This window comes from Streptomyces nitrosporeus, assembly GCF_008704555.1.
Lineage (GTDB): Bacteria > Actinomycetota > Actinomycetes > Streptomycetales > Streptomycetaceae > Streptomyces > Streptomyces nitrosporeus.
In genome coordinates, this window is the sequence record NZ_CP023702.1 from 1,696,497 (window position 1) to 1,713,985 (window position 17,489).

Annotated in this window: 11 protein-coding genes and 1 pseudogene; 9 read left to right on the plus strand and 3 right to left on the minus strand. The window is 69.4% G+C overall.

Annotation, left to right across the window (positions count from 1 at the left end; all coding sequences use genetic code 11):
* Positions 1 to 268 precede the first annotated feature (268 nt).
* A complete protein-coding gene (locus CP967_RS07210; protein ID WP_229888335.1) occupies positions 269 to 3,370 on the minus strand; it encodes a VCBS repeat-containing protein in 3,102 nt (1,033 codons plus the stop codon).
* A 260-nt stretch (positions 3,371 to 3,630) separates the two neighbouring features.
* Between CP967_RS07210 and CP967_RS07215 the strand changes: the two genes are divergently transcribed.
* The 3 genes from CP967_RS07215 (at position 3,631) to CP967_RS07225 (ending at position 10,953) form a co-directional block, all read left to right on the plus strand.
* Positions 3,631 to 10,026 carry an RHS repeat domain-containing protein gene (locus CP967_RS07215; protein ID WP_150487155.1) on the plus strand — a complete coding sequence of 2,132 codons (6,396 nt, stop codon included), beginning with the start codon at positions 3,631 to 3,633 and terminating at the stop codon, positions 10,024 to 10,026.
* 25 nt (positions 10,027 to 10,051) lie between these two features.
* Entirely contained in the window at positions 10,052 to 10,543 is a 492-nt protein-coding gene (locus CP967_RS07220) for a hypothetical protein (protein ID WP_150487156.1), read from the plus strand.
* Between the two features lie 146 nt (positions 10,544 to 10,689).
* On the plus strand, positions 10,690 to 10,953 hold the full coding sequence (locus tag CP967_RS07225) for a DUF6191 domain-containing protein (protein ID WP_150487157.1): 264 nt from the start codon (positions 10,690 to 10,692) through the stop codon (positions 10,951 to 10,953).
* Positions 10,954 to 10,968: 15 nt separating this feature from the next.
* Here the strand turns inward: CP967_RS07225 and CP967_RS07230 are convergent, their stop codons facing one another.
* Positions 10,969 to 11,739: a hypothetical protein gene (locus CP967_RS07230; RefSeq protein WP_150487158.1), complete on the minus strand. Its 771-nt coding sequence runs from the start codon at positions 11,737 to 11,739 to the stop codon at positions 10,969 to 10,971.
* A gap of 193 nt (positions 11,740 to 11,932) precedes the next feature.
* Here CP967_RS07230 and CP967_RS07235 point away from each other — a divergent pair.
* From CP967_RS07235 to CP967_RS07260, 6 genes and pseudogenes are all read left to right on the plus strand, one after another.
* Positions 11,933 to 12,347, plus strand: a pseudogene (locus CP967_RS07235) (spermine/spermidine synthase domain-containing protein); the annotation flags it as partial.
* Between the two features lie 307 nt (positions 12,348 to 12,654).
* Positions 12,655 to 12,939, plus strand: a complete 285-nt coding sequence (locus CP967_RS07240; protein ID WP_150487159.1) for a hypothetical protein — start codon at positions 12,655 to 12,657, stop codon at positions 12,937 to 12,939.
* On the plus strand, positions 12,936 to 13,337 hold the full coding sequence (locus tag CP967_RS07245; protein ID WP_150487160.1) for a type II toxin-antitoxin system VapC family toxin: 402 nt from the start codon (positions 12,936 to 12,938) through the stop codon (positions 13,335 to 13,337). Before CP967_RS07240 ends, CP967_RS07245 begins: the two co-directional genes overlap by 4 nt.
* Before the next feature lie 290 nt (positions 13,338 to 13,627).
* Positions 13,628 to 14,832 (plus strand): IS3 family transposase gene (locus CP967_RS07250; RefSeq protein WP_150487161.1). Its coding sequence is split into 2 segments (ribosomal slippage): positions 13,628 to 13,919 and positions 13,919 to 14,832, totalling 1,206 coding nucleotides; the frame shifts between segments, so codons are not numbered across the junction.
* Positions 14,833 to 14,960: 128 nt separating this feature from the next.
* Entirely contained in the window at positions 14,961 to 15,290 is a 330-nt protein-coding gene (locus CP967_RS07255) for a toxin glutamine deamidase domain-containing protein (protein ID WP_280116542.1), read from the plus strand.
* A gap of 1 nt (position 15,291) precedes the next feature.
* Complete coding sequence (locus tag CP967_RS07260) at positions 15,292 to 15,573, plus strand: hypothetical protein (RefSeq protein WP_150487162.1); 282 nt, start codon at positions 15,292 to 15,294, stop codon at positions 15,571 to 15,573.
* 425 nt (positions 15,574 to 15,998) lie between these two features.
* Here the strand turns inward: CP967_RS07260 and CP967_RS07265 are convergent, their stop codons facing one another.
* Positions 15,999 to 17,342, minus strand: coding sequence for a class I SAM-dependent RNA methyltransferase (locus tag CP967_RS07265; RefSeq protein WP_150487163.1), 1,344 nt, complete (start codon positions 17,340 to 17,342; stop codon positions 15,999 to 16,001).
* Positions 17,343 to 17,489: the final 147 nt, after the last annotated feature.

Consider the following 17,489-nt stretch of genomic DNA (forward strand, 5'->3'; position numbering starts at 1 on the left):
GTGGCCGGAGAGCACCAGGCGGTCGGCACCTGAGCAGCTCGTCCCGGAGTTCGGTGACGCCGTGACGGAGCTGCATCTCGCCAGGAAGCGCACAGCCGCCCTCGAAGAGGGTTCGTCGTAGGCCGGGGCCGCCTGGCGAAGGCGATCGGCCCACCCGGACCGGAGGCCGGGTGGGCCGATCGCCGTGTTACCGGCCGCATGCCGGTCCAGCACCGAATCGGTGCCGTACCGAAGCACTTGCCGCGGGTTCGTTCCGGAGCGGCGCCCCTTACGACAGGGCCGTCATCGGCTGCCAGCCGCCGGTGCCGACGACCACCGGAGTACCGACGAGGCCGGTCGCGCGGCCCGGAACGAACTCCAGACCCGCCGTGGTGTTCGAGGTGGTGGTCCACAGGTCGGGGACCCCGTCGCCGTTGGAGTCACCGCTGGCCGTGATCAGGGGCCGGGCCGTGGTGGTCCAGCCGGTGGCGTACGGGGTCCGGCTGCTGCCCGCGCCCAGGGAGGCCGGGTCGGTGCCGCCGTCGGGGATGCCGTCGCCGTCCGTGTCGCCGTTGCCGTGACCGTGGTAGAGCCACACCGCACCGTTGGTGGTGTCGCGTGCTACGAGGTCGACATGGCCGTCGCCGTCGACGTCACCCGGTGAAGCCAGTTGCATCCGGGCCCAGCCGGAGGACCCGATCGGGTAGCCGGGCTGGATGGCGCCGCCCGAGTATCCGGGCAGGAACCACAGCCGGTCACCGATCACCGCGACGAAGTCGGGGGTGGACGACTCCTCCCCCGTGGACACATCGCCGAGCGAAACGATCTGGGTGATGGTGCTGGGGTCGATGGCCAGGTCGGTCTCCGGATCCGCGAAGAAGTAGACCTCCTGCCTGGTGTCGTCGGTGAACTCGCCCAGTCCGTTGTTGGGGTAGAGCCAGAGCTTGCCGTCCGACCTGCGGGCGACCAGGTCCTCGTAGAAGTCCTCGGTCCAGTCGCCGCGGTGGGTCAGCAGCGCGTTGCCCCATCCGGTGGCCGTTCCCTGCGGGACCACCGTCGCCACGGCGCCGCCGCCGGTGCCGCCATAGAGCCGCAGTCTGCCGTCCCCGTCGGCGGTGAACATGTCGGGCAGACCGTCGCCGTTCACGTCTCCCGGCTTGTCCATGATGCCCGGGCTCTTCGCGTAGAACTTGTACGGATAGATCGGACCGGCGTTCTTGCCGGCGTCGAATGCCTGGACGTAGAGCGTGTGCGGGCCGGGAGTGAGCGGAGTCACCTTGGCCGACGCGTCACCACCTGCCGCAGCGGGCTTGACGGTGTTGTTCGGCGGAGTGCGGTCGAGCCCCCACCGGTACTCGACGATGTCGCTCACACCACCGGCCCCGAAGACGAACTCGCCCTCGGTACGCGCCGGCGCGCCCTCGATGCCCTCAGGGAAGACGCCTCCGGTGGACGTCACGGTCGGCATCACCGACGGAGCCGTCGGGTCGAAGCCGAAGCGGCAGCCGCTCGCGCCCTTCGTCGGTGTCCAGTCGGAGGCGAAGGCGGCGTCGCCCACGTCCTCGACCTGCGCCTTCCAGGAGAACTGGCCGTTGCTCGCGCTCTTGTACTGGTCCAGCAGGGCCTTGCTGACGACGATCCTGGCCTGTACGCCCTTGGGATCGTTCGCCAGCACGGTCTTGCGGACCTTCTTGTCGAAGATGATGCCGGGGGCCACGTCGTGCTTGCCCGTCGCCCACAGGTGGAACTGGACGTTGACGTCACCGCCGTCCGGGTCCCACACCTGCGCGGTCAGGGTGACATCGGTGTTGCCGACGGTCACGTACGTGGTGCCGTTGCCGCACTCGTTCGTACCGACCTTGGTGCTCGGCGAGGTGTCCAGCGCCCAGGGCGCCTTCGGCGGGCGGTTGAACTCGACGATCAGCTTGGCGTCGGGCTTGAACTTCTTCCAGCTGTAGACGTCCTTGGCGTCCTCCGCGCTCTGCGGGGCGCGCAGACCGAAGGTGATGTTGCTCCACTTGCCCGCCGCGGCCTTGATGGCCGCGTCGTTGGCGATGAAGTCCACGGGCTTGTCCGCACAGCCGACGTTCTCGTTGCCGTGGGCGTAGTTGCGGATGTCCTGGCGGGTGGACTGGCTGGGCTGGTTGCTCCACGTGGTCGCTGAACTGATGCCACCCGTCAGGTAGAGCTCGACGGGCTTGGGCGTGCAGGACCACGCGTGCGTTTCGGTGATCTGGAACTGCGCGTCCACGACCTTCACGCCGGCGAGGAACTTGGAGTCGACCCGGAAGTACGAGCGTGCGGTGCCCCCGGTGGACGACTCGTAACCGACGCGGGCCTCGCTGGTGGTACCGCCGTTCCAGCCGGTGCCGTTCCAGTAGCTGTCGTTCGGGTGCGGCTTGTACGCGATGGTCCACGCCTGGCGCGTGCCGGTCACCCGGGGGTCGATGTAGACCGGGTACGTCGTCTTCGGCGAGTTGAGCAGTTCCTGGTCGGGCCGCAGGGTCAGCCGGTCGGGGGAGACCTCGACGTCGACGGTGCTGCTGCGCGTGCCCGGCGTGAGGTCGGTAGGGGTCTCGGCGACGGGAGGAGCGGATGCCGCGAGGCGGCTCACGGTACCGCTCGCCGCGGGAGGATCTTCGGCCTCGGCGCCGGAGGAGTCCCACATCCGGGCGGTGGAGGTGGCGAACACCGTCTGGCCTGCGGGGTTGGAAGCCGTGAGCGAACCCGAGTCGGCGTCCTGCTTCAGGGTGAGGCCGTCGGCCTTCAGCCCGTAACCGACCTCGGCGAGTTCGGGGTTGGCCGCCGCCTCGGCGGTCTTGACGATCAGGGCCTGGCTGAATCCGTCCACGCTCGCGGCGACAGCCAGGTCGACGCCCGGCAGGACCTCCCGGTACGTGGCGGTCGAGCCCTCCAGCACGGGGACCGGCAGCGGTTCCGGCCAGCTCATCGAGAGAGTGCGGCCCTGATCGGAGAGGGTGACCAGCGGAGTGCTGCCGCCCGCGGAGAACGTCATGGTCCCGGCGGCCGCCTTGGGTGCGATCCGGCCCGCGACCTCGGCGAGGGTGGTGTCGATCGGGGTCCAGGACCCTTCGCGCCTGACCCGGACCGGGAGGGTGTGCTGCGTGTGGCGCAGGTTCCCGTTGGGCAGCGCGTGGGTCTCGCTGGTCTCCGAGCGCTTCGACAACAACTCGACCGGCTCGCCCGTGCGTTCGGCGGTCAAGAACGCGGCGTCATCCGCGCTGAGGCTGGTCTTTGCAGGCCGGATCTCCTCGGCTGCGGCAGGACCGGCGGGGACGAGTCCCAGCGAGCCGCCGACCATCGCGGCGGCGAGCGCCGTGCGCGTCAGTCTTCGCGCCGGTCTCTCTCTCCCTGTGGATATGTGTGGCATACGCAGAGCCCCCCAGGACGTCTGTTCGTGGGTGTTTTTCGGCGAACAGTACACGCCTGAGGGGCAAGCGTTTTGCGTGGTCTTGACTGCCCAAATGGCCTTTCATGGCATTCCCTTGACTTGCCGTAGAGTTTAGGCCCGCCTAATGTCGCCGCGTTCATATGTTCGGTTGCTTAGGGTGGGGAAAAAAGTTGCGTCAACTACTGAGACATCTAAGGTATTTGGGACACTGGCACAGATCTGCGTCCTTCGTCGTCTTCATGGCGCTGATGATCACGTTCGTGCCGGACGACCCTGCGGCGGCCGGCGTCGGGAAGACGCGGCTCGCCGAGCTGGAGCGGGAACGTTCCGTGACCGGACGCGACTTCGAGGCCGAGCGGCCCGCCGTCAGGAACGACGCCGCGAAGGACTGGGCACCGTCCAGGGGCAAGCTCCCCGTCGGTGACTTCACCGTCCAGGTGTCCGAAGGCGAAACGGGGAAGCCGGCGGCCTCGGCCGGAGCCTCTGCTCGCGGCACCCTCGGTTCGCAGGCTCCCGCCTTCGCGGACATGCCGGTCAGGCTGAAGAAGGTCTCCGCCAAGGAGGCCGGAACCGCCCGTACCACCGCCCGGACCGCGGAGGACCCCGCGCCCGTGGGCGCGGCTGCCGAGGTCGTGGTCAAGGAACAGGCGATCGCCCGCGCCGCGGGTGTGGACGGCGTGCTGTTCACCGCCGCTCCGGTGGAGACCGGGACCGCCCCTCCCGCGTCGGGAGCGGTCGAGATCGAACTGGACTACTCGGCGGTCAAGGACACCTACGGCGGTGACTGGGGATCGCGCCTGCGGATGGTCCGGCTGCCCGCGTGCGCGCTGACCACCCCGAAGAAGGCCGAGTGCCGTACCCGGACGGAACTGGGCGGCTCCAACGACGCGGCCGGTCACACGGTCAGCGCGACCGTCGACCTCCAGCAGCCCGCTCCGGCCACGCGCGCCGCGGCCGGAGCGCCGATGGTGCTGGCCGCCGTCGCTGCCGCGGCCGGTCCCGGCGGCAGCCACGAGGCGACCTCGCTGTCGCCCACCGGCTCCTGGATGGCAGGCAGTTCGTCCGGCGGCTTCGCCTGGTCCTACCCGGTGGAGGCACCGGAGGTCCCCGGGGGCCCGCAGCCCGAGATCGAGCTGTCGTACTCCTCGCAGAACGTGGACGGCCGTACCGCCTCCACCAACAGCCAGTCCTCCTGGATAGCCGAGGGCTGGGACTACGAACCCGGGTTCATCGAGCGCCGCTTCAAGTCCTGTGCCGACGACAAGGGCAAGGTCAACGACAAGGCCCCCAACAACAGCGGCGAGAGCGCCGATCTGTGCTGGGGCTCGGACCACGTGGTGATGTCGCTCGGAGGCAGCTCCACGGAGCTGGTCAAGAAGGACGGCACCGACGAATGGCGTCCGGCCGACGACGACGGCAGCCGTCTGGAGCGCAAGACCGGCGCGGACAACGGTGCTCACGAAGGTGAGTACTGGATCCTGACCGGCACCGACGGGGTGAAGTACCACTTCGGCCTGAACAAGCTGCCCGGCGCGGCCGCCCAGCGCACCAACTCCGCGCTCACGGTACCCGTGTTCGGGAACCACCCCGATGATCCGTGCTACGCCACCACCTTCGCGGCCTCCGACTGCGCACAGGCGTACCGGTGGAATCTGGACTACGTCACCGACCCCCTCGGGGACGCGATGACGCTGTGGTGGAACAAGGAGACCAACCACTACGGCCAGCACATGAAGGCCGACCAGCGGATCGCGTACACCCGTGCGGCACATCTGTCGCGTATCGACTACGGGCAGCGTACGAACGCCCTCTTCTCGGAGCTGCCGGCCGGGCGGGTCAACTTCACCACGGCCGAGCGCTGCGTCCCCGACTCCGTTTTCGACTGCGCCGAATCCAGGCGGACGGCCGCCAACGCCAAGTACTGGCCCGACACTCCGCTCGACCAGGAGTGCGCGTCGGGAGCGCAGTGCACCGACAAGTACTCGCCGACGTTCTGGTCCACCAAGCGCCTCACCAGGATCAGCACCCAGGTGCTGGCCGGTTCCGCGCTGAAGGACGTCGACGCGTGGGCTCTGGACCAGAAGTTCCCGGCCACCGGTGACGGCTCGTCGCCCGCGCTGTGGCTGGAGTCCATCACCCGCACCGGCTACGGCGCCGGTGGCAGCGCGTCCATGCCGAAGGTGTCCTTCGCCGGAACCCAGATGGACAACCGCGTCGACGGGATAGAGGGCCTTCCCCCGTACTCCCGCCTGCGCGTCCACGCCATCGACACGGAGACCGGCGGACGCATCGGCGTCACCTACTCGCCGCGTGAGTGCCAGGCGCTGGAGCCGCGCAGGATGCCGGTTTCGCCCGAGACCAACACGATGCGCTGCTACCCGCAGTACTGGACCCCGAAGGGCGCGCTCAAGCCCGTCCAGGACTGGTTCCACAAGTACGTCGCCACTCAGGTCCGCGAGGACGACCTGGTCACCGACGCGCCCGACAAGGTCACTTCCTACGAATACCTCGGCTCCCCCGCATGGGCCTACGACGACGGGGAGTTCACCGAGAACAAGGAACGCACGTGGTCGCAGTACCGAGGGTACGAGCGCGTCCGCACGCGCGTCGGCTCCGGTACGGACGTCAAACAGCTGACCGAGGACCGTTACTTCCGCGGTATGCACGGCGACAAGCTGCCCACGGGGACCCGGACCGCGTCCGTGGTCGACTCCCAGGGCGGCAGTACGCCCGACCTGGGCCACTACCAGGGCCAGCAGCGTGAGCAGATCCTCTACGAGTCCGACGGCGGCGCCGTGGACTCGTCGACCCTGACCACGGCCTGGGCCGTGAAGACGGCGAGCCGTACGCGGCCGGGCACCACCCCGCTCGAAGCGTGGATGGCCCGCCCGCAGACCGTCACCACCCGTGAACGGGTGAAGGGCGAGACCTGGCGGACCTCCAGCGAGACGACCAAGTACGACACCTACGGCCTGCCGTACCAGGTGGACGAGACGACGCCCGGCGGCAAGCGGATCTGCTCGCAGATCTCGTACGCCCGCAACACCGCGTCGCACCTGCTGGAGTCGCAGTCACGCGAGCTGACCACACTGGGCGCCTGCGGCACCACAGGCGGCAAGGTCGTCGAGGACTCCCGCACGCTCTACGACGGTCTCGCCTTCGGTGCCGCTCCCCTCAAGGGGCTGGCCACCGAGATACAGGAGCTGAACGCCGAGGGCGACGGTTACCTGACGGTGGAGAGGACCGAGTACGACATCCACGGCCGGGAGACGGCGACCTGGGACGGTGAGAACCGCAAGACGTCCGTCGTCAACACCCCCCTCACCAGGGCCCGTCCGGTCATGACGGTCACCACGGACCCGCTGCTGCACACCGAGACCACGGAGTTCGACGACGTACGCGGCCTGCCGGTCAAGGAGACCGACGCGAACGGCAAGTCGGCCACCATGGAGTACGACCCGCTCGGCCGGCTGCTGAAGGTCTGGGAGACCGACCGCGATCCGCTCCTCCAGACGCCCACCGCCACCTACGAGTACAGCATCACCCGTGACAAGCCCACGGTCGTCACCCACCGGTCGCTGAAGGACAACGGCGAGTACGCCGTCTCCTACGAGATCATGGACGGGCTCCTGCGCGAGCGGCAGACGCAGGACGAGGCGGTGGCCGGAGCCGGCCGCATCGTCAACGACACGTTCTACGACTCGGCCGGCCGCGAGTGGAAGACCAACGACGGCTACTTCAACGAGGCCGAGCCCGAGCCGGCGCTGCTGGCGGTGGGCGACAACGAGGTCCCCTCGCAGAACCGCACCACGTTCAACGGCATGGGCGAGGCTGTGGCGGAGGTCGCCTACCACCGGGGTGCCGAGAAGTTCCGGACCACCACCGAGCGCGACGGCGACGTCTCCACGACGGTGCCGCCCGAGGGCGACACCGTCACCGCCACCTTCTACGACGCCGAGGGCCGTACCTCGCGCGTCAGGGAGTACACCGACGAGGCCCGCAGCACATGGCGGGAGACCCTCTACGAGTACGACGACCTCGACAACGTCGTGAAGATCACGGCGCCCGGCGGCGGGGTCACCTCCTTCGAGTACGACGGAAGGGGCCGGCAGACCGCGTCCACCGATCCGGACGGCGGCCGGACCACCGTCACCTACGACAACTCCGACGCCGTCAGTTCGACCACCGGCCCGCGCGGCAACACGCTGGTGACGACCCTCGACGCCGGAGGCCGTCCCACGGCACTGCGCGAGGGCACCCCGGACGGGCCCAAGCGGGTCGAGTGGACCTACGACACCCTCGCCAAGGGACTGCCGACCGCGGCGATCCGCTACGAGAACGGCCGCGAGTACCGCGAGGAGGTCACGGCCTACGACAACGCCTACCGGGTGAAGTCCACGAAGACGGTCATCCCCGCCGAGGAGACGGGTCTGGGAGGCACCTACGAGTACAAGTACGGCTACACACCCACCGGCAACCTCGCCACCGCCCAGGTGCCGGGCGTCGGCGGACTCGTCAACGAGACGGTGGTGTTCCGGTACAACTCGGACGACATGCCGATCTCCATCGGCGGCGCGGCCCCGTACGTCAACGACGTCAAGTATTCGGCGTTCGGTGAGATCCTGCGCACCGACGCGGGCTCAGCGGCCAGGAAGGTCTACGGGACCTACCTGTACGACGAGTTCACCCGGCGTCTGAGCCAGTCGACCTTCGACCGGTCCGTCGCCCCGGGCCGGATCAGCGACACCGCGTACACGTACGACGCCGCCGGCAATGTCACCGGGATCAAGGACACCCCCGGCGAGGCCGCACCGGACAGCGGCAGGACCGACACGCAGTGCTTCGTGTACAACCAGCTGCGGCAGATGACGTCCGCCTGGACGGCGAAGGACACCTGCCAGGCCGCGCCCTCCAAGGACACGGTCGGCGGACCGGAGGCGTACTGGCAGACCTATGCCTTCGACGCCGCCGGAAACCGTACCCAGCTCGTCGAGAAGGACCCCGCCGGCGACACCGCCAAGGACGTCACCAGGACCTACGCCTACGGCAGGTCCGGCATCGGCGGACCGAACGCCCTCGCCGAGGTCACGGCCACCGGCCCCGGAGGCGAGAAGCGGAGCGCCTTCACGTACGACGACGCCGGCAACACCCTCACCCGGCAGCACAACGGCGTCACCCAGACGCTGGAGTGGGACACCGAGAACCAGTTGCGCTCGGTGTCGGAGCCGGCGCCGGGCGGCGGGACGAAGACCACGTCCTACCTGTACGGAGCCGACGGTTCACGGCTGATCCGCACCGACTCCGACGGCAGCAGGACGCTGTACCTCGGCGAGGCCGAGCTCAAGATCAGCGCGGACAACACCACCAAGACGGCTGAGCGGTTCTACGCCCATCCCGACGGTGCCGCCACCGTCCGTGCCACGGGCGGTACACGGCAGCTGATGCTGGCCGACCACCACGGTTCGTCGAACACCATCGTCGACCTGGTCGCCACCGGCATGAGCGTCACCCGGCGCAAGCTCATGCCCTTCGGTGAGGCGCGGGGAACGCAGCCCACGACCTGGCCCGGTTCCCGCGGCTTCGTCGGCGGCACCGTGGACGAGGACACCGGACTGACCCGGCTCGGTGTCCGCGACTACGACCCCGCCACCGGACGGTTCCTCTCCATCGACCCCATGGTCGACTACAGCCAGCCCGCCACCATCAACCCGTACGCGTACAGCAACAACGCCCCGGCCACCTTCTCCGACCCCAGTGGGCTCTTCTGGCCCATCGTGGTCGTCATCGGCCTCCGGGCCGCCCAGATCGCCCTCCGCAAGGCCGCCCAGCGCCGGCTGGCGCAGGAGGTACTGCGCAAGAAGCTGCGGGAGAAGGCCAAGCGCGAGGCGGCGGCTCTCAAGCGCCGCCAGGAGGCCGAGCGCAAGCGCGCCAAGGCGAAGGCCGAGCGCGAAGCGGCGAAGAAGCGCGCGGCGGCCAAGCGCGCCGCCGCGAAGAAGGCGGCTGCCAAGCGCGCCGCGGCGAAGAAGGCGGCTCAGCGCCGGGCGGCTGCTCAGGCCCGCATCAAGTCGCAGCGAGCGGCGGCCAAGCGGGCCGCCGCACAGCGTGCCGCGGCCCGCAAGGCGGCGGCACGGCCGAAGCCGAAGTCCCGTCCCAGGAGCCAGCCCAGGCCGAGGCCGAAGCCCTCACAGGCGAAGCGGCCGGCGCAGAAGGTCGTGAAGAAGGCCGCTTCCGAGGCCAAGTCGGAGGGCAGGGAGCAAGCGAAGGAAACTGCCCAGGAACAGGTCGCCGAGTGGAGCGAGGGCCAGGAGGACCCGGCGTCGGCGGCCCGGTACGCGCGTGATCTCACAGGCCACGAGGACAAGGGAAAACACCCCGCTTATACTGGCGGCTTCGATCCGAGCGATCCCAGCAGGGTGTTCGTGGGCTGTTCCTCCAACCCCACCAATTGTGCGGAAGAGGACGTGGAGCGCCAGGTGGGCCGAGGGCCCGCCAACGTGGTGTTCACCAAGGCGTTCGGATGGCGTGCCAAGAAGTGGGTCGAGATCCCCATCTGCAAGCGGTGCCAGGCCCGGTACAAGCGGAGTCAGTTCCCGCCGGACGCCGTCTACGACGAGGGTGGGGCGTGGTCCGAGTGACGCACGAGAACAGGAGGAGTGTCCGGTGAGCAGACAGCTGGCCGAGGTGGAGATCGCCCGCACGCGGTGGGAGGACTTCCGGACTCTCGGTGCCCGGGCCGACGGTGTGCCCGACGCCCTGCGCCGGCTTCTCGCCGCCGGCGGCGAGGACGAGGCCATGGGGGCCTACTGGGACCTCGAGAACGTCGTGGTCGTCCAGGGGCAGTTGCACAGTGCCGCCCTGCCGACGGTCTCCGTTCTCCTGGCGGGTCTGCTCGACGAGCTGTCGGCGGACGCCCGGGACCTGGTCCTGGAGCTCCTTCAGCAGATCGTCATGGGCGAATCCGACCGGGACGAGGCCGCCCTGGGCAACACCGACCTGGGTGACCGCTGCCGGGAGGCCGCGCGAGCAGGCCTGTGGCTCGTCTACCGCGAACTGGGTACCCGGCGCCGTGAGACGGCGGAGGCCATCCTGGAACGCATCGAGGACGACAAGCCGAGGCTCGCCGCCTATCTGGCCGGTGTCCGGGGCAAGTAGCGTGCGGACACTTCGGCCGTCCGGCTGAAGTGGCGGGGCCCCTGGAGACCGGTTCGTCCCTCCAGGGGCCCTTTCCGTACCCTCGACGGGGGCACCTCCCCCGTACGACCCGGCGGGTCACCGCCCCGACAGGTTAAGGAGTGGTCATGTTCGGTACCTTCGACCAGCTTTTCGCACCCGGTAGGCGGCACACCGAGGAAGAGCGGCGCAGGCAGGAACTGGTCCTGGAGGAGGCCGGGGACGCCGATCCCGGCAGGGGGCCGATAGACCTCAGCAGCGGTGTGGTCCTTGTACGCCAGGTGCGCGCCTCGGAGCCGAGCGGGGCCTCGGAACCGCGCAGTGCCCCCGAACCGAGCAGTGCCCCGGAGCCGCGCAGTGCCCCGGAACCGCAGGCCGCCGGGAACGGCTGACGGCGGCCCGGCGCGTCACCACGCGTCCTCGTCCTCGGGTGACTGCCAGAGGAAACGGCCCTCGTTCCCGTCCGGTGAGAGGAACGCGTACCCCACTCCGCCGTCACCGAAGTTGATCCAGAAGGGCAGCCGGTCCACGGCGAGCTGCACGAGGAGCTGCCAGTCCTCGCCGAGGTCCTCCTCCTCGCCCTGCAGCCAGTGGGGCCGGATGTCCGGACCGCCGAAGAACTGCAGACGGGCGTCGGCGTGCCGGCGTCTCAGCGAGGCCACCGCGTCCGCCGACACGCCGGTGTCCGGGAGCGGGCCCCGCCCAGGCTCCCAGGCGGACACCAGCCGCACCTGTCCCCCACCGCCCGGAACCCGTCCGGCGAACGCCGGCAGTGCGGCGGGCCCCTCCAGCGGTTCCGCGGGCATCACGGCCCCCGGCCAGGCCGCGTCGTACGGCTCTGGCACATGGTCCGCTCCCGCGGTGGGCCCCTCGGCCTGCCCGAGTACGGTCACGAAGGGGGGTACGCGCCCGCCGGGCTGGATCAGCAGGGCGTTCTCCCCGGCTTCCGGCTCCCAGGTCCCGTCGACGAACCCCTCCTCGCTGTCCGCCATGAACAGGTACGCCAGGCGGCCGCCCGGAAGCGCGAACTGCCCGATGAACTGCATGGGCTCACCGCTCGACCGCGACACCGGCCAGGCCGGCCGCTCCAGCCAGACGGGCTGCCCACCGATCTTGGTCACGGCCTGGCTCACGCGGCGCCCCGCGGGAGCGAAGGCGAGGGGAACGGGCATGGGCATGGAGCCTCCAGGGGGGGCGGGTCCGGTCTGACCGCCGTACGGCCCACCAGGGGCGGCCTCGGCGGCAGGGGTGTCGAACGGGTGAACGTCCCGAACGCTAGCTTCCTCACCGCTACGGAACGGCCCCGGGCCCCTGGGCCGCCCCACCCCCCGACTGCCAGAAAGCGATCGCCATGTCGAAGACGGGGACGGGGCCGCCGTCCTCGCCGTACTCGGAACGGTGTACGTACTGGCCGACGACATCGGGGCCACGGCCCGGCAGCAGCTCTACCGCGACCCGATCGTCCACGCCGTACCAGGACATCCTCGTCACCCGGTCCACCGCCTTCACGAAGAAGCCCGACACGCGGCTGTTCCTCAACGGCGACCTGCGACTCTCCTCCGTGGACGAGTACCGCCGCCACGAGGCCCTCGTCCATCCCGCCCTGCCGGGAAAGCCCTCATCCGTGCTGGTCCTGGGCGGCGGTGACGCGTCGGCCCTCCGGGAGGTCCTGCGCTACGCCGATGTCGAGGAGGTGACGCTCGTCGACCTCGATCCGGCGATCACGCGGCTCGCCCGCACCTACGGGCCCCTGCTCGAACTCAACGACCACGCGCTCGGTGCACCCGCCAGAAGCCGGTACCAGCACTCGTATGCGCACACCACCCGAACCCGCAGGTCAGGAGCCCTTTGCGGCCGGTTCGAGGATGGCGACACACTCCACGTGGTGCGTCATCGGGAACATGTAGAGCCAGAACAGGTGAAAGAAAACCGCAGGTCAACAGCATGCCGACCGTAAAACGGGCTCAAGATCAATGTGCATTGCGTGCACTATGGGCGTTACGTGCGACCCCTGACGCACGCCCGAAGCGCACCTGGAGTTCTGCGTCGCCGAGAATCTCGTCGTATGGCATTCGAAATGGCATACTTGTGTCATGGCTGACGACGACACCGATTTCCCTCCTGGCGACGGTCCTACCAGTGGAATCTCCGTCTCACTGACCGCCGGTACTCTGCAAGCGATCCGTGAGCGGGTCGGCAAGCGGGGCGTGTCCGCCTACCTGGAGAGGGCCGCACAGCAGCAGATCGAGCGCGACTACCTGGACGAGCTGATCGCCGACTTCGACAAAACCCATGGCCCCGCCGACCCCGAGGCCGTCGCCGCCAAGCGAGCCAAGCTCACCGGCGGCACCACCTCCGATGCCGGGGCAGCTGCGTGAGCGGCGCCCTCATCCTGGACAGCGAGGGCCTAGCCAAGGCCGTACAACGCGACCGCGAGGTCCACGAATGGCTCGCCGCCGCCCGCGACGCCGACCTTCCCGTGATCACCTCGGCAGCCGTACTCGTCGAAGTGATCCACCCCCGGATCAACGACGCCGCGCTGAAGTGGACGCTATCCCGACTCCGCGTCGAGCCTGTCACCCAGACCCTCGCCCAATCCGCCGCCGGCCTGCTGCGCGCGGCCGGCCTGCACGGCCACAAGTACGCCATCGACGCCATGCTCTGCGCCACCGCCCTCGCCCAGCCGGGCCGCCGCGTCACCATCCTGACCTCCGACGTCGAGGACGTCACCATGCTCACCGCGGACTACCCTCGCGTGAATGCCGAGAAGGTCTGATCCGCAACCGTGTGCTTTCGTCGACTTCACCATTTCCTGGCCAGCCCGACCTCGTCGACGGCCAGGGGCCTTCGTGCAGTACGCCTCTCGGTTTGCTACCGGGCGGCGCCCTTTGCCTATCTGACCGTCCAGGCGGCATAGAACAGCAGGGGGTTGGGGGCGAACGCCACGGTCAGCATCCCGACGGCCGCAAGGGCCGAGCCGCCTACCCTGACCAGGTGCGGGGGCCTTGACCCCTGATGTTGGACACACGAGACACTGGATCCTGCGGATCTGAGAACGGACATCTCGTGGTCATGAAGAACTACCCGCCTCAGTTCAGGGCGGACGCGGTCGCTCTGTACGAGTCGCGGCCCGAAGCGACGGTCAGGTCGGTCGCAGCCGATCCGGGGATCAACCCGGAGACCCTGCGGAACCGGGTGAGGGCAGCCGGAGTGAGCCGTCCCCGGGGACGGGGGACGCAGGAACCCTCTCAGCAGGCGGTGCCGTTGGAGGCGGAGAACGCCGCCTTGCGGAAGAAGGTCCGTGAGCTGGAGGAGGAACGCGAGATCCTGCGCAAAGCGGCGAAGTATTTCGCCGGGGAGACGCGCTGGTGAACCGCTTCCAGTGTGTCGCCGACCTCCAGCGCCGTCACGGCGTGAAGCGGCTGTGCAGCATCCTCGGCGTCAGCCGCTCGAGCTTCTGCTACTGGCGCCGCACAGCCGCGGACCGGTCCGCCCGGCAGGCGGCCGAGGCCCGCCTGGCCGCCCGGATACGGGCCGTGCACCAGGAATCGGACGGCACCTACGGAGCCCCAGGAATCACCGCCGAACTCCGCGAGACGAGCGTCGAGGTGGTCAACCACAAGCGGGTCGCCAGGATCATGCGGGCGTCGGGGATCGAGGGGGTCCGGTTGCGTCGCCGGCACCGCACCACAGTCCCCGACCCGGCCGCGGCCAAGGCGCCGGACCTGATCGGCCGCGACTTCACCGCGGACAGACCGAACACGAAGCACGTCGGTGGCATCACCTGCCTGCCCGTCGACGGCGGGAAATCCTGCTACCTGGCGACCGTCATCGACCTCGCATCACGCCGTCCGGCCGGCTGGGCAATCGCCGACCACATGCGCGCGGACCTCGTCACCGACGCCCTGGCCGCAGCGGTCCGCACCCGTGGCAGCCTCGCCGGATCGATCATGCACACCGACCACGGAGCCCAGTACACGAGCAGGATTTTCGCCGAAGCCTGCAGGTCAGCAGGGGTTCGACGAAGCATGAGCGCGGTCGGGTCCAGCGCGGACAACGCACTCGCCGAGTCCTTCAACGCCACCTTCAAACGCGAGACCCTGCAAGGACGAAAGAGTCGGCCAACCGAGCGCGAGGCCCGCCTCGACGCCTTCCGACGACTCCACCGCTACAACACCCGACGCCGGCACTCCCGCCTCGGACAACGATCACCGAACGCCTTCGAGGAGGCTCTCAAACTCACACCAACTACGCTGGCCAAAGCCGCATAACCCGGGTTCAGGATTCGGGGTCAAGGCCCGAGCCCGAGTCAACGCGATTCGGCCTTCCCTACTACACGCCCGAGACCCCGTCCTCGCGGCAGCGCATCAACCCAGAGGGTGGCAGGAGGAACTGCGGGCTGTGCGCTACAGCGGGTGACGATCTCATGGCCGGCCGCAACCCGAACTCCGTCCCCGGGGCCGACCGGCCCATGACCAGGGCTGAGGTGTCGGCAGCCACAGGTCTCCCGTTCCGCAGCGTCGGGGACTTGAATGTCATCGTCAGCGACATGCTGCGCTGGGGGCCGGGAGCACGTGCAATCGTGGGGGCCTGGCCGCAGAAGGGGATCGGCCATTACTTCAACGTCGCCAATATCGACGGCAAGGTGGTATTCCTCGACTTCCAGTCAGGCAAGGCCAACCCAGCCGCGAGCAGGTACCGCGACTGCTACATCATGAGGACCAACTGACATGCTCGACAGGGAACAGGCCGAGCGCAGAGCCGCGGAGTTCCTCGCAGGCGAAAGCCGGTCCTGGGGACCGTCCTCATCTGTCCGAATCATCTCCGAGTACTGCTTCACTGACGGGGGGCAGTTCATCGCTCCCTACGACCACATCGACTACCTCGACCACGGGCGCGAGGACATGCAGCTAGGAGGAAACCTACCGGTCGCGGTCGACCTGACCACCGGATCCTGCCGCTTCATCGGCTGGGAGGAGGCGGACGTCTTCATGGAACGCAACCTACTCTGAACAGGAGCCGCCCCGAGCACGCACAGCGGGCCTCGCCGAAAGCACCCTGGCGAGACCCGCTCTCGTGTGTCCGACATCAGGGATCAAGGCCCACCAATGAACGTAGGCCGGGATGGCAGCTCACACCGCCGCTGGGGAGTGCAGCGGGACCCCCCTACCGGAGTCCCCTGCCTTGTGCCGATGGTCCGGTCCGCACGGGCCCAGCCGGAGAGGTCCGTGAGGTTGAGACTTCCGAATTCGAGCGTCACACGGGCGTCAAGAATCTCCGAACGAGACCTTGAAGGCGTCGCCACTACAAGCCCCTCCCTCATGAATTCGCAGGTCAGGTGGCCTACAAGGGTCGATCAGTCCGCTCGACCCGCTGTACCTCGGAAAACATGTCGAACAACCCCGGCCATGCCTGAGCAACCTTAGAAAACCGCAGGTCAGACACCCTTGTCGGCAGGCTCCAGAATCGCTACGCACTCAACGTGCGAGGTCATCGGGAACAGGTCGAACGCCCGCAGCGTCCGCACCCGGTAGCCGCCCTCCCGGAAGTACGCGATGTCCCGCGCCAGTGCCGCCGGGTCGCAGGCGACGTACGCGATGCGGCGTGCGCCCAGTGAGGAGAGGTGCTTGACCGTGGCCTTGCCGGCGCCCGCGCGCGGCGGGTCGAGGACGATCAGGTCGCATTCGGTGATGCCGGTGCGGGGCAGGACCTGGTCGACCTTGCCGTGTTCGATGCGGACCCGGTCGAGGTCCTTCAGGTTGTGCCGGGCGTCCTCGACCGCGCGCTTGCCGGACTCGATGCCCAGCACCGCGCCCTTCTCGCCGATGCGCTGGCCGATGGCGCCGGCGAAGAGGCCGACACCGCAGTAGAGGTCGAGGGCGGTGTCGTTCTTGCGGGGCAGCAGGCCCTGCATGACCGCGCGGACCAGGGTGTCGGCGGCCTGCGGGTGGACCTGCCAGAAGCCGCCGGAGCCGACGCGGTAGGTGCGGTCGTCGGCGCGTTCGCGGACGAAGGCGCGGCCGTGGACGCGGTGGACGCCGCCGTCCTTCTCGTCGACGCGGAGCACGGAGACGGGCTTGTCCAGTTCGACGAGGGGGAGGCGGCCGCCCTCGCGCGGGGTCAGGATGACCTGGCGGTCGTGGGAGCCGGTGGCGGAGATGGCCTCCACCGCGGCCATCTGCGGCCAGTCGCGCTTCTCGACGCCCAGTTCGGTGACGCCCGGAGCGGCGATCATGCAGTGGTCGATCGGCTGGACGTCGTGCGAACGGTGCTTGCGCAGTCCGGCGCGGCCGTCGGCGTCGACGGCGTACTGGACGCGGGTGCGCCAGGAGGGGACCTGGCCCGCCGGGAGCTTGTCGCCCTCGGCCGGCATGACCGTACCGTCCCAGCCGGCTTCCTCGGGGGTGAGGCCCGCGAGGCGCTGGAGCTGCTCGGCGATCACCTCGCCCTTGAGGCGGCGCTGGGCTCCGGGCTTGGCGTGCTGCCAGTCGCAGCCGCCGCACTTGCCGGGTCCGGCGTACGGGCACGGGGCCTCGACCCGGTCCTTGGACGCCTCGACGACGGTGACGGCGTCGGCGCGCAGGAAGCGGGAGTCGCTCGACCCCTCGGTGACCCGGGCGACGACCTTCTCGCCGGGCAGGGTGTGCCGTACGAAGAGGACCTGGCCCTCGGCCGTACGCGCGATGCAGTGGCCGCCGTGGGCGACGGGGCCGACCTCGACCTCGTACTCCCGGCCGACCAGCGACTCCCCGGCCGGCGACGGGGTGGATTCGTTCTGCATGAGGGGGTTGCTCCAGAGATCGGGGAGGGGTACGGCGAGGTGGGACGGCCGGACGACAGCCCACCAGTCTACGTGGGCCGAGGCTCGCCGCCGACCACCCGCCGGATCGCCCCGGCCGGGAGGACCGGCCGCCGGCCGCCCGCCGGG